11 protein-coding genes are annotated in these 13,194 nt (G+C 36.8%); 8 read left to right on the forward strand and 3 right to left on the reverse strand.

Going from position 1 to position 13,194, the window contains the following annotated elements; translation table 11 throughout:
- Positions 1 to 513 precede the first annotated feature (513 nt).
- The 3 genes from AC4CVF_RS03230 (at position 514) to AC4CVF_RS03240 (ending at position 2,059) form a co-directional block, all read left to right on the forward strand.
- Positions 514 to 1,005, forward strand: coding sequence for a DUF2867 domain-containing protein (locus AC4CVF_RS03230; protein ID WP_336951680.1), 492 nt, complete (start codon positions 514 to 516; stop codon positions 1,003 to 1,005).
- Positions 1,006 to 1,171: 166 nt separating this feature from the next.
- Positions 1,172 to 1,528, forward strand: a complete 357-nt coding sequence (locus AC4CVF_RS03235; protein WP_490788865.1) for a DUF4124 domain-containing protein — start codon at positions 1,172 to 1,174, stop codon at positions 1,526 to 1,528.
- A 300-nt stretch (positions 1,529 to 1,828) separates the two neighbouring features.
- Positions 1,829 to 2,059 (forward strand): hypothetical protein, encoded by a 231-nt coding sequence (locus AC4CVF_RS03240; protein WP_490788866.1) that lies wholly within the window; start codon positions 1,829 to 1,831, stop codon positions 2,057 to 2,059.
- Between the two features lie 75 nt (positions 2,060 to 2,134).
- Here the strand turns inward: AC4CVF_RS03240 and argG are convergent, their stop codons facing one another.
- Together argG and AC4CVF_RS03250 are read right to left on the reverse strand one after the other, a co-directional pair.
- Positions 2,135 to 3,478 (reverse strand): argininosuccinate synthase, encoded by a 1,344-nt coding sequence (argG, locus tag AC4CVF_RS03245; RefSeq protein WP_004724905.1) that lies wholly within the window; start codon positions 3,476 to 3,478, stop codon positions 2,135 to 2,137.
- A gap of 591 nt (positions 3,479 to 4,069) precedes the next feature.
- Entirely contained in the window at positions 4,070 to 4,921 is an 852-nt protein-coding gene (locus AC4CVF_RS03250) for a LysR family transcriptional regulator (protein ID WP_336951678.1), read from the reverse strand.
- A 152-nt stretch (positions 4,922 to 5,073) separates the two neighbouring features.
- On the opposite strand from AC4CVF_RS03250, the gene AC4CVF_RS03255 reads away from it, so the two are divergent.
- From AC4CVF_RS03255 to dld, 5 genes are all read left to right on the forward strand, one after another.
- Positions 5,074 to 5,991 (forward strand): DMT family transporter, encoded by a 918-nt coding sequence (locus tag AC4CVF_RS03255; RefSeq protein WP_336951677.1) that lies wholly within the window; start codon positions 5,074 to 5,076, stop codon positions 5,989 to 5,991.
- 585 nt (positions 5,992 to 6,576) lie between these two features.
- A complete protein-coding gene (gene lldP, locus AC4CVF_RS03260) occupies positions 6,577 to 8,247 on the forward strand; it encodes an L-lactate permease (RefSeq protein ID WP_336951676.1) in 1,671 nt (556 codons plus the stop codon).
- A 42-nt stretch (positions 8,248 to 8,289) separates the two neighbouring features.
- Positions 8,290 to 9,033 carry a transcriptional regulator LldR gene (lldR, locus tag AC4CVF_RS03265; protein ID WP_336951674.1) on the forward strand — a complete coding sequence of 248 codons (744 nt, stop codon included), beginning with the start codon at positions 8,290 to 8,292 and terminating at the stop codon, positions 9,031 to 9,033.
- 2 nt (positions 9,034 to 9,035) lie between these two features.
- The gene (gene lldD / locus AC4CVF_RS03270) at positions 9,036 to 10,190 is read left to right on the forward strand and encodes an FMN-dependent L-lactate dehydrogenase LldD (protein WP_336951672.1); all 1,155 of its coding nucleotides are present in this window, start codon (positions 9,036 to 9,038) and stop codon (positions 10,188 to 10,190) included.
- Between the two features lie 297 nt (positions 10,191 to 10,487).
- Entirely contained in the window at positions 10,488 to 12,185 is a 1,698-nt protein-coding gene (dld, locus tag AC4CVF_RS03275; protein WP_336951670.1) for a D-lactate dehydrogenase, read from the forward strand.
- Between the two features lie 128 nt (positions 12,186 to 12,313).
- Here dld and AC4CVF_RS03280 read toward each other — a convergent pair whose 3' ends face one another.
- Positions 12,314 to 13,141 (reverse strand): hypothetical protein, encoded by an 828-nt coding sequence (locus tag AC4CVF_RS03280; protein WP_490788867.1) that lies wholly within the window; start codon positions 13,139 to 13,141, stop codon positions 12,314 to 12,316.
- Positions 13,142 to 13,194: the final 53 nt, after the last annotated feature.

Below are 13,194 nucleotides of genomic sequence, written 5' to 3' on the forward strand. Positions count from 1 at the left end.
TATTCAAACTACTTAATTATTCATACCAGTGACTTTTATTAAGTCATTGAGTATAAATTAAGCTTATGTTTTTTAATAATTTTTATAAAATTTTAGTTATCTATTCATTTTTTAGATTTTTGAATCCTAGATGGTGATCCTACTGTGTGGCTACATGGATGTCGCCGTTGGGAGGGGGTACAGGACGTACCCCTCGCCCATGAGCAAAAACAAAGCACTGCTTTGTTTGCAGCGCAAGGTTTGGCATCGCCTACGCAAAGGTATTTAAACTTTGAATGTAAGGTGTGGCAGTACAAGCTTTTTATAATTAAATAATTTGTTTGTCCATGCGATTGATTTAATTGAAAATATTGATTAAGGGGAATTATGTTCTTGTGTCTAAGCTTTTTTGACAGGTCGATTATATATTTCTTAAACTTTAGGCTGTGAGTAATTGCACCAATAACTGATTACTGTAGACTGTTTTTAGCGGTTGTTTGAAAAAATATTAATTATATTTATAGGGGTGGTTAATTGAATATAGAAAGAGATCCACAAACTTTAGTTGCTCCACTTGATCAATTAAATTTTTTACACGAAGCCAAGCAATATATTGATAAAAATCTCACCAGTACTCAAGCCTATTATCTAATGACTAGCAAGCCGCCAGTTTGGTTGAAGGCTGCGTTTAAGCTGAGGGATTTTTTAAGCCAGCGTTTAGGTGGTGTGCAACCTATTCAAGGCTTTGGTGAATCAACTAAACCACTTCAAGTAGGTAGGAAAGCAGATTTTTTTGATGTGATTAAAGTCTCCGATCGTGAGCTTTTTTTACAGTCAACCGATAAACATTTGAGTGTATTGCTGGTTTTACAAATCGAGGAATATGATGAACTTAGAAATGAACTGAAGGTGTGTACCAGTGTAGTCACCTATAATCTTTTCGGGAAAATTTATATGCTGCCTGTGTCTTTAGTTCATGGTTTTATTGTTCAGCAATCACTTAAAAACCTTCAAATTAAATCTTGAAACTGAAGGATTTGAACTATGACAAAATGCTGTAAAACTTGGCAAAAAAAGTCATATTTATACCTTAATTGTAAATGAAAAATCCTGTGAATAAGAAAACTCCTGTGTAAATAGCAATTTAAATCAATTATTGATATTTTGTTGAAACTTAAATGGAGTGTTGGTTGTGAAAAAAGTATTGTTGGTTATCTTAGCTTTAGGGATTTCGCATCATGTATTTGCTAAAGACGTACACAAATGTGTGGTAAAAGGTTCGGTAACTTACCAATCTAGACCTTGTGCAGGAACTGCTACTGTAAATCCACAGCAACAACTTCAACAAAAATTAACCCAACGAACTGCAAACCAAACTTCGATACAGCAACAAAAATCTCAGTCTGAAATGCATCAGTATTCTCAACAGCAACATCTGCAACGTCATTCAGGAAATGGAACTTCTAATGAGATTTCAGATACAGTTGAAGGTAAAAAGAAAAGTTTGGCTATAGCGCAAGAAGCTTATAAACAAACAAAGAATCGTTAATTATTTTTTAAATTGGCTTAGACCATTTTGTTTTATGGGCATCTGGTTTTTATTAAAGTTACATTTATTAAAGAAGTTTGCGGGATAAGCTCCATATAACAATAGTTTGATTGATGAAGAGTATTGCTGAAAGTGATTTATAAAGCTTCTAGGTCACAGGGTGGTGTGATTTTTACTTAAGTTTTTCGCTTTAAATATATAGGAGATTGTTGTCCTATGGCTAAAGGTGAGTAATGTATTGGATGGGATTATTCTGTTATATTAATCAGCCTAATTAAATTTATTGAAAGCCTTGAATTTATGTCACAGACAAGTTCGAAAAAATTTTATATCTTTGCGACATTAGCATTGTTATTTCCAGTATTTTTAGTGGGAATGGCTTTTCTTGCGGCTAAAAGTGATGCTGAAACCAAACGAGAATATGATCAAATTCGCCAAGAACATGCTGAAAAGATTGAGTTGCAAAAACAACAGCAAAAATTAGGGCAACAAAACTTATCGCAGCCTGAAACTAAGAATGCAGTGTCTTGATAAGCGATCTTTAATGAAAAATCACAAAGACTAAAGCTAAAAAAACCGCCAGATTTGGCGGTTTTTTATTAAAAATTATTTATTCTTGTCTTTCAATTGAGGGATCGCAGATCCTGTACCGACAGCCAATAAACCAGTATTGGTATAAATACCAAGTTTTGCACGGGTATCAGTGATATCAAGATTACGCATAGTCAATTGGCCGATACGGTCAGCAGGACTAAACATTGAATCACCTTTTTCCATGGTTAAACGCTCAGCTTCATAAGTGAGGTTCTCTGATTCAGTGTTCATAATCGTGTAGTCATTACCACGACGAAGTTCTAAAGTCACGGTGCCTGAGATTGCTTTAGCAACCCAGCGTTGTGCTGTTTCACGTAGCATCAATGCTTGTGAATCGAACCAACGCCCTTGGTACAATAAACGACCTAGACGTAAACCATTGATGCGATATTGTTCAATAGTGTCTTCATTATGAATACCGGTTACAAGACGTTCATAAGCAATATGAAGAAGCGCCATTCCCGGAGCTTCATAGATACCGCGAGATTTTGCTTCAATAATACGGTTTTCGATTTGGTCAGACATCCCAAGACCATGACGACCACCAATACGGTTGGCTTCAAGAATGAATTCAACAGGGTCTTCAATACGCTTGCCATTTAATGCAACTGGGAAACCTTCTTCAAACGTTACAGAAACTTCTTCAGCTTCAACTTTTACATCTTCTTTCCAGAATGCAACGCCCATGATTGGTTCAACGATTTTGATGCCTGCATTGAGATATTCAAGATCTTTTGCTTCGTGAGTTGCACCCAACATATTTGAATCTGTTGAATAAGCTTTCTCTTTCGACATTTTGTAATCAAAACCATTGTCGATCAAGAACTGTGACATTTCAGCGCGACCGCCTAATTCATCAATAAATTGCTGATCTAACCAAGGTTTGTAAATTTTAAGTGCTGGGTTGGTTAATAAACCATAACGATAGAAACGTTCAATATCGTTCCCTTTATAAGTTGAACCATCGCCCCAAATATTAACATCATCTTCTTTCATAGCTGTAACAAGCATTGTACCTGTTACTGCACGACCTAATGGTGTTGTGTTGAAATAAGGAACACCCCCAGTGCTGATATGGAATGCACCACATTGAATTGCAGCAATACCTTCCAATGCAAGTTGTAAGCGGCAGTCAACCAATCGGGCTTTTACAGCACCATAGTTTTCAGCTTTACGCGGAATTGCATCGTAGTCATCTTCATCAGGTTGACCTAAGTTTGCTGTATAAGCATAAGGTTCTGCGCCTTTTTGTTTCATCCACAATAAAGCTGCTGAAGTATCTAGACCACCAGAAAAGGCGATACCCACTTTTTTGCCTACTGGTACATTCTGCAAGATCGTTGCATTATCAGTCATTGCTCGTCCTAACTATTTCGAAAGAGGCACCACATATATGGGTGGCCAAAGAGAATTTTATAAACGCAGTATTATAACACCCTTCAATACAAATTTTGGGCTGTTGTCAGTGGAAATCATTTTTTTTTAATTTGAAAAATAGATTAATATAGCAAAAACGATGGTTTTACATTGAGTAAAAAACTGAAATGGAATCAAATAACAAAGATAAAAAAGTGTGACGAATACAGAAAAATCAAACTTCATCAACATTGCATAAAATTGTAGCATTTGCCTTGATTTTTGATTTAATAAACATGCTGTATTATGTGTTTACAAATCAAGGCAGCTATTTTGTTGGTGCTATATTAGAGAAATTAGTGTTAATTCTTATTCACTTCTCATGCGCAAATGGAGTGAAATCTGGAAGCTTGTGCAATCGTTTAGGCTCAATTTTCTTCCCTCTTTTTATGCTCAAAATATTTCCTGTTGGTACTTTGTTGCCACGGTTATGCTGTTTTTCTCAGTGTTTAAATCGGAAAACGCGCACCAAATAAAATAACCCAATATAAATTATGAAAGCTAATGTTTAAAAGCAAAATATTGGTGTGGTTAAAGCTGATCATTCAATCCGATAAACTGCTTTTCAATCGGCGTAAATACATGCTCACTTCGTGCAATCAGATAGAATCCAATATCTCGATATTGTTCAGGTGTTTCTCGATAATATTGAATATTAAATTTTTTAATCAGTGATTTTGCAATCATTGATATTCCCATACCCAATTGAGTGAAATTGACTAAGGCCTCATGATCATAAATATGGGTTAACTCGCCTTTGGTTAAATTATAGTCTGTGTAAATGTGATCTAAAGTGGTTGCGTAACAGCATTCTTCAGAAGCAAGTAAAATATTTTGATGATTGAGACAATCTTCAAGGTTGTCATGGTTGATGACATTTTTCCCAATAATCACAAGCTGGTCATCTGCTTTTTGAATATACTGAATATTTTTCTGCTTGGGATGACCTAAAACATAGGCGATATCTAGATTTCCAAGTAATATTTCATCTTCAATATAACCTGTCGCACCTGTTTTCATGGTGATCGAAAGTTCAGGGTAAGTTTCATATAGCTGGCTAAAAGAAGGGTAGAAACGCATTCCGCCTAAACTGGTGTTGGTACCAAAGCGTAAATTTTTTTCCTGCTGATAGATTTTATTTTCAGTTTCCTCCCATGTGAAAATCATTTTTTTATATTGCTGGTATAAATTCATGCCAGATTCAGTGAGCTCAACACCTTTAGGTTTTCGGATGAATAGTTGACGTTTATAGTGATTTTCAATCTTTTTTATTTTTGCAGTCATATTTGATTGTAAATAATTGAGTTTATTTGCTGCTGCTGTAATGCTTTTTAGTTCAGCAACAGTCACAAATGATTTGATATCACCCATATCGATATTCATTTCAATTCCTCAAAAATGCATTGAATAAGCGCTGACACTAAAGTATCCACTTTGGCATCAAAAAAAATGATGTGTACATTAAAACACAGCATTATTCATGATGTCATTTATTTTCTATACTCTAAGCACTTTCCATCTGTTGAGTACAGCAAATGAATCTTCGAGTGATTGGTGCAATTGTATTATTGTGTCTCGTCTGGGGATCTTTGTGGGGATTGGTCAAACATAGTTTGCAAATATTTCCGCCATTCTTATTTATTTCTACGCGTTTAATCTTAGCTGCGCTTACCCTTATGTTGGTTCAAGTACTGTTAAGAAAATCTGTTTTACCCGCAAAAGGTGAATGGCAAAAACTGATAATCTCAAGTTTGATGATTTGTATTGGTTTTTATGCAACACAAACCTTTGCCATGCAATTTGTTGATTCAGGATTGTCTGCAGTTTTAGTGTTTACTATGCCTATTTTTATTGGTGTATTGGCGCATTATATTTTAAATGAGCGTTTAAATAGCCAAAAAATGATTGGGTTGGTTCTTGGCACATTGGGCTTGGTTGCGATTCTTTGGCCACAATTAAATCATATTCATTTGAATTTATCGTTAATTGGTCAAGCTTTCTTAATCTTGTCTGGCTTCTTTTGGGCTTTAACCACAGTGTATATCAAACAGAATTTTGCAACTTATGACAAAATCAAATTGACCTTTTGGCAGTTGTTGATGGGTGGAGTGGTGATTTTGATCGGTGCTTTAATTTTTGAACCTGTAGATGTTAAAGTTTGGATGAATCCACTGAATGATTCAATCCTGTTCTATATTGCTGTAATTGGTACTGGTTTTGCCTTTGCCTTGTGGAATTGGATTGTGAGTCAGGTAGATACCTTTGTTGCGTCTATTTCAATCATGTGTATTCCTATTCTAAGTTTATTTTTTGGTTATGTGCTTTGGCATGAGCCGATTACAATCAACATTATTATCGGCGCGGCATTGATCTGTTCAGGAATTATTTCAAGTTCTTTAAACCTTAAAATCAAGAAAAAACCTGAAACCTTATTGAGTTGTGAGCATCGTTAAATCAATAAATGCGTATTGATGAATTAATTTATAGTTGATTAAATTTATATAATTTTTTAATTAAAGTGAAAAGCAAAATCAGTGAAAATTTATTGGTTTTGCTTTTTTTCTTTCTGCTTTTTCTTTCTATTTTTACTTGATATTTGTTTGTTTAAGGCGATGCCTTAACGCTTATTTTAACTGATTGTTAAATTGGTCTGACTAATTTTGGTTTTGAGGTATTTCCAAACCCGATAATAAACTTAAATCAGTGTTACTAAAAAGTGCATTAAGAATAGCATGCGACTAAAGTTGTAGAAAATTAGTTTAATTTAAAAAAATATAATATAAAACAAATGAGTTATTCGATTTGAAACCCTGAAATCTGAAGGATTGATTTGTGAATTGACTGAAATACTTGCAATATTGGTCATACCAAAATAATTAATTGAGTGTCAACTATTGATCTTTAAATCAGCAAAAATTAATATTAAGTGGCAGTTAGTGCAAAATTTTTTAATTTAAAACTAAATTGGTCATACCAATTATTGAGAAATAAATGGATGATTCAATGACATTCCACGTTCTAGCAAGCATTTCAAGGAGATGACAATGCTTCAACATTGGCAACAGATTTATGATCCGATGGGCAATATCTGGGTATCTAGTGCTATTGCGCTTATACCAATTATATTTTTCTTTTTAGCCCTTGCTGTATTCCGCATGAAAGGAAGTGTTGCGGGGACAATTACGGTTGTATTGGCTTTACTGGTTTCATTATTTGCTTATCAAATGCCAACGATGATGGCATTGGCATCATTGGTTTATGGTTTCCTTTATGGTTTATGGCCAATTGCATGGATCATTATCGGTGCAGTATTTCTATATAAAATTTCAGTAAAAACAGGGCAATTTGATATTATTCGTTCTTCGATCTTGTCGATTACTGAAGATCAACGTTTGCAAATGCTGTTTGTGGGATTTGCTTTTGGTACGTTCTTGGAAGGTGCTGCTGGTTTTGGTGCACCTGTCGCAATTACCGCTGCATTGTTGGTGGGACTTGGTTTTAAACCACTTTACGCAGCAGGTCTATGTTTAATTGTAAATACAGCACCTGTGGCATTTGGCGCAATGGGTATTCCAATTATTGTTGCTGGTCAGGTTTCTGGTGTGGAAACGATGGAAATCAGTCAGATGGTTGGTCGTCAATTACCATTTATGGTGCCAATTGTGCTGTTCTGGATCATGGCGATTATGGACGGTTGGCGTGGTGTGAAAGAAACTTGGCCTGCTGTCATTGTTGGTGGTGGCTCCTTCGCACTTGCACAATATTTGACTTCAAACTTTGTGGGGCCAGAATTACCAGATATTACTGCCTCAATTGCTTCTTTGGTTTCATTAACAATTTTATTGAAATATTGGCAGCCAAAGCATATTTTCCGTTTTGCAAATGAAGATGCCAGCATGGATGAGAATCTTGCTGCACAAAAACAACAGAAATATAGCCTTGCTCAAATAGCTAAAGCGTGGTCTCCATTTGCAATTTTAACTGTGATGGTCACGATATGGAGTGTAAAACCGTTTAAGGATTTATTTACCAAAGATGGTGCGCTACATGATTTAGTGATTTCAATCCAAGTGCCTTATTTGCATCAAATGATTCAAAAGATGCCACCTGTTGTTTCTGAAATGAAAGATTATGATGCAATTTATAAGTTTGATTGGTTCTCAGCCACAGGTACCGCAATTTTTATTGCAGCGATCATTACCATTATTTTCTTAAAAATGAAGCCAAAAGAAGCTGTTGTAACTTTTGGTGAAACGATTAATGAGTTAAAAATTCCAATTTATTCAATTGGTATGGTCTTGGCTTTCGCCTTTATTGCAAATTATTCAGGTATGTCTGCCACGCTTGCTTTGGCACTTGCACATACGGGTCAGGCATTTACATTCTTCTCTCCATTCTTAGGATGGTTGGGGGTATTCCTCACAGGTTCTGATACCTCTGCAAATGCTTTATTTGGCGCATTACAAGCCACGACTGCACAGCAAATTGGAGTTCCAGAAGTATTATTGGTGGCTGCAAATACCAGTGGTGGTGTGACAGGAAAAATGATTTCGCCTCAATCGATTGCAATAGCATGTGCGGCAGTGGGGCTTGTAGGTAAAGAATCTGATTTGTTCCGTTTTACGGTTAAACACAGTATAACGTTTACTATAATGATCGGTATTATCGTTACACTACAAGCTTATGTGTTCCCTTGGATGATTCCATGAGAATGAAGCATCGTTGAACCAACACAAAACTGAGGAAAGCAGATGAAAGTCTCTGACAAAGTGGTACAAAGCCTTCGTATGTTAATTGAAGAAAAAAACATGCAAGTCGGAGAACGTCTACCTGCTGAACGAAAATTGTGTGAACAACTCGGTGTATCCCGTTCCTCTTTAAGAGAAGCGATTTCACAACTGACCAGTACGGGTATGCTGGTCAGTAAAGTTGGAGCAGGGACGTATTTACAACAATTCCCTGTGAACTGGTCAAAATTTCAGATTGTTGAACCTTTAAGTAATTTGATTGATGAAGACCCTGCATATCGTTTTGATGTGCAAGAGGCTCGAACAATACTTGAGGGTGGTTCAGCTTGGTATGCTGCGCAACGTGCAACGCCTAAAGATCTAGCTCAGATTCGCGAATATTATGATCAGATTTCATATTTTCAGTCGATTGGCGATGATGAGCAGGCTTCTCTAGCAGATGCTAAATTCCATTTAGCGATTGCTGAAGCATCACACAATTTAGTATTGATTCAGATGATGCGGGGCGTTTTTGATCTGTTGCAATTTAACGTGCTACTGGGTAGACGTAAAGTGTATTCAGAAACACATCGTTTTGATCAATTGCATGATCAACATTTTAAAGTGATGGATGCAATTGAACGTCATGATCCAGATGCAGCAAGAGATGCAGTATGTGGACATATAGAATTTGTAGTACAGCAAGTACGTATGATTGATGAGGAAGAAGCCCGTCGTCAGCGTGCGAGTCGATTAAACAGGATATGAGCATGATTATTTCTTCTGCAAATGACTATCGTGAAGCCGCGCGACGTCGTTTACCACCATTTCTTTTTCATTACATTGATGGTGGTGCATATGCGGAATATACACTGAAACGAAATGTAGAAGATTTATCAAAAATTGCGTTAAGGCAACGTGTTTTAAATGACATGTCTCAGCTAAGTCTAGAAACAAAATTGTTTGATGAAACTTTATCAATGCCTGTTGCTTTATCTCCTGTTGGATTAACAGGTATGTATGCACGTCGTGGTGAGGTTCAAGCTGCTATAGCGGCAGATAAAAAGGGCATTCCTTTTACATTATCTACAGTGTCAGTATGTCCGATTGAAGAAGTTGCACCAGCAATTAACCGCCCAATGTGGTTTCAGTTATATGTGCTGCGTGATCGTGGCTTTATGAAAAATGCTTTAGAGCGAGCGAAAGCTGCAGGTTGCTCAACCTTGGTGTTTACTGTTGATATGCCTGTACCAGGGGCGCGTTACCGTGATGCACATTCTGGCATGAGTGGTTCAAATGCAGCGATGCGTCGTTATATGCAGTCATGTTTTCATCCACATTGGGCTTGGAATGTCGGTTTACTGGGTCGTCCACATGATTTAGGAAATATTTCAAAATACTTAGGAAAGCCGACTGGACTTGAAGATTATATTGGTTGGTTGGGCAATAACTTTGACCCGTCTATTTCATGGAAAGACCTTGAGTGGATTCGTGAATTTTGGGATGGCCCAATGGTAATTAAAGGAATTCTTGACCCTGAAGATGCCAAAGATGCAGTTCGTTTCGGTGCCGATGGTATTGTTGTATCAAATCATGGTGGTCGTCAGTTAGATGGCGTCTTGTCATCTGCGCGCGCACTTCCGCCAATTGCAGATGCCGTCAAAGGCGATATTAAAATCCTTGCTGACTCTGGTATTCGTAATGGTTTGGACGTTGTACGTATGCTCGCATTGGGTGCAGATACCTGCATGCTGGGACGTGCCTTTGTTTATGCATTAGGGGCAGCGGGTGGTGCAGGCGTTTCAAATCTGCTTGAGTTAATTGATAAAGAAATGCGTGTCGCAATGACTTTGACGGGCGCCAAAACAATTGCAGACATAAGCGCCGATTGTTTAGTGAAGTTAGACAAAGGATTGGATGAATGATGTATTTTTGATAATTCATCAAGATAAATGACATTTTTAAATTTGATAGGTGCAAATGTCATCTGAAAAGCTTTCAGGTAGAACGACCTTATAACATGTTGTTTTTGCAAAGCATCAAATGAAAAGATGTGATTTAACAAGTTTTGTGGATAAGCGAGGTTTAAGCTACTTTTCATCAAAACAGTAGCTTGAACTGATCATTAATCCCTCAATACAAATAATATTGAAAAAAATGCTGTCGGAATGAATGCCTTATTGACTGAGATTAAATAAGGGTTCATCAATAGGATAGGGAAAATGCAATCTAATATTGATTCACAACAAACCATTCAGCAATTAATCAACATCGTCGGTCAGCAACACGTTTTAACTCATGATAATGATACCCGCCTTTATCGTCAGGGTCGTCGTTATGGCTCAGGGCAAGTCTTGGCTGTTGTGGTTCCTGGAACTTTGTTTGAACAATGGCAAGTGTTACAAGCTGCTGTAAATGCAGACTGTATTGTGATTATGCAAGCTGCAAATACTGGCCTCACGGGTGGTTCAACACCTTTTGGTGATGATTACGACCGACCAGTTATTTTAATGAGTACACGTCGTTTGACTGGTATTCAAGTGATTAATCAAGGTCAGCAAGTGATTTGCCTACCTGGTGCAACCTTAGATCGTCTTGAAAAAGAGTTGGCACACTATAATCGTGAGCCGCATTCAGTAATTGGTTCATCTTGTATTGGTGCATCGGTTTTAGGTGGAATATGTAATAACTCTGGTGGGGCATTGGTTCGTCGAGGGCCTGCTTATACGGAGTTAGCGCTTTATGCACGGATAAATGAGTCTGGTGAATTAGAGTTGGTCAATCATTTGGGTGTGAATCTGGGTAAAACACCTGAAGAAATTTTGACAAAACTTGAAAATAAAAAATATCAACTCAATGATATTATTAATAATTCTAGTTGTTGTGCTTCTGACCATCGTTATGCGCATGATGTTAAACAGGTCGATGAAAATACGCCTGCACGCTTTAATGCTGATCCATCACGTTTATTTGAAGCTTCAGGTTCTGCGGGTAAAGTCTGTGTCTTTGCAGTGCGTTTAGACACCTTTGAAAAAATTCCAAGTCAGGTATTTTATGTGGGAACCAACTCACATGCCGATTTGACTGAAATCCGCCGTTTCTTATTGAAAGATTTGCCGAGATTGCCGATTGCTGGTGAATATATTCATCGTGTTGCATATGATATTGGTGCTGAATTTGGCAAAGATACCTTTATGTTTATCGAAAAATTTGGTACGGCAAAAGTACCTGCTGCATTTGCGTTAAAAGATAAGGTAGACGGATATCTTGAAAAAATTGGTCTTCGCAGTTTGTCTGATAAAGTTTTGCAGATGGTGACGAAGTTGTTGCCAAATCATTTGCCAAAACGAATGAATACATTTCGTGATTTATATGAACATCATTTGATGATTCGTATCGAAAATCAGGATGTTGAACAAGTTGAACTCTTTTTAAATGAGTATTTCCAACATAAAACATCAGGCCATTTTTTCCGTTGTACAGATGAAGAAGGCCGAAAGGCATTTTTACACCGTTTCGCAGTGGCAGGTGCTGCCATTCGTTATCGTGATACACATCGTTCGGAAGTTGAGGACATTGTTGCGCTGGATATTGCTTTACGTCGTAACGATCGTGAATGGGTCGAAACTTTACCTAAAGAGATGGATGATTTGATTACCCATAAATTGTATTACGGGCATTTCCTCTGTCATGTGTTTCATCAAGATTATATTGTCAAAAAAGGTGTCGATCCTTTGGCGATGGAACATCAAATGTGGCATTTGCTAGATAGTCGTGGTGCAGAATATCCAGCGGAGCACAATGTCGGGCATTTATATATTGCAAAGCCTACTTTAAAAAATCATTATCAAAAACTTGATCCAACCAATAGTTTTAATGTTGGGATTGGGCAGACCAGTAAATTAAAGTACTGGAAATGATGATGTTGAGCCGTTTTAATTTAACTTGCTCATGCTGATTGATCAAATCAGCAGTCTTTAAAAAAAGTAATAAATGAAGAACTGATTTATTTGATTAACATAGCCATGCTAAAAAACATGGCTATTTTTTATTTCGGTTCGCCAAATTTGGAAGAAATAAACCCAAGAACAAAAGCACTAATCAAGAAGGTAATACCAGCATAGAGTGCGGATTGTGTCGTAAACCATACTGCAATGGTTAAGATTGCAACGATAGCTGTGCAAATCCAAATCGCCAAACCAGAAGTTTCTAAAGAGTGTTGTTGAGATTGAGCATGGTTGCTTTGTTCAACTGTCGATTGGTTTTCTGTGGTGGTTAAATTGAGAATAGGGGGATGCAGATTGACACCATAAAAGAAATAAGGATGATCATCAAAACGCGCAAGTTCAATACGTTGCATTTCGATAAAAGAGTGCTGCTGTGAATCATCTTGTGCTTTGTTTTCGATGTGTTGTAGCAATTGGGTTAAGAAATAAGCATCTTTTAAATCCAAAGGTAAACCACTGGTCCGCAATAAAATGTACTCAGGATAATGTTGTTCGATTAAAGATTTAAAATCATCAAAATGGTAGATATTTTCTGTACCAAAAATTTCTATAAATAAGGGTTTTCGAGCTGCTAAATTGAGAAGTGCTTGTTGTTGGTCAATGACTAAATAAGCATACTGACTCTCCCCAAAATCTTCTTGGCGTTCTTCAAGATCAACTTGATTGCGATCATCGTTGATATCAAGTTCATCTATATATCTAGTCCAGAAAATATTCTCTTGCTTAAACAGCATAAACCATAAAATTGGAATAAATGCATTTGCTTCAAGTTCAAAAGATGCGCTTTGAAAAAACTCAGCCCATTGATTTTGACTACCTCTTGGCATACGGCTAAAGGTAGAACTGGTTAAAAATACTGGGTGGCTCATAACGTTGATGCCTTTTCTTATTTACTTTTATTCAGCAGTTATATTGCAAAATA

The organism is Acinetobacter sp. LipI_19, from assembly GCF_058242925.1.

Bases quoted from the DNA above. Each gene is read 5' to 3' on its own strand.
- lldR (WP_336951674.1), top strand. From the start codon at position 8,290: ATGAAAGTCTCTGACAAAGTGGTACAAAGCCTTCGTATGTTAATTGAA.
- AC4CVF_RS03280 (WP_490788867.1), bottom strand. From the start codon at position 13,141: ATGAGCCACCCAGTATTTTTAACCAGTTCTACCTTTAGCCGTATGCCA.
- dld (WP_336951670.1), top strand. From the start codon at position 10,488: ATGCAATCTAATATTGATTCACAACAAACCATTCAGCAATTAATCAAC.
- lldP (WP_336951676.1), top strand. From the start codon at position 6,577: ATGACAATGCTTCAACATTGGCAACAGATTTATGATCCGATGGGCAAT.
- AC4CVF_RS03240 (WP_490788866.1), top strand. From the start codon at position 1,829: ATGTCACAGACAAGTTCGAAAAAATTTTATATCTTTGCGACATTAGCA.
- AC4CVF_RS03250 (WP_336951678.1), bottom strand. From the start codon at position 4,921: ATGAATATCGATATGGGTGATATCAAATCATTTGTGACTGTTGCTGAA.
- argG (WP_004724905.1), bottom strand. From the start codon at position 3,478: ATGACTGATAATGCAACGATCTTGCAGAATGTACCAGTAGGCAAAAAA.
- AC4CVF_RS03255 (WP_336951677.1), top strand. From the start codon at position 5,074: ATGAATCTTCGAGTGATTGGTGCAATTGTATTATTGTGTCTCGTCTGG.
- lldD (WP_336951672.1), top strand. From the start codon at position 9,036: ATGATTATTTCTTCTGCAAATGACTATCGTGAAGCCGCGCGACGTCGT.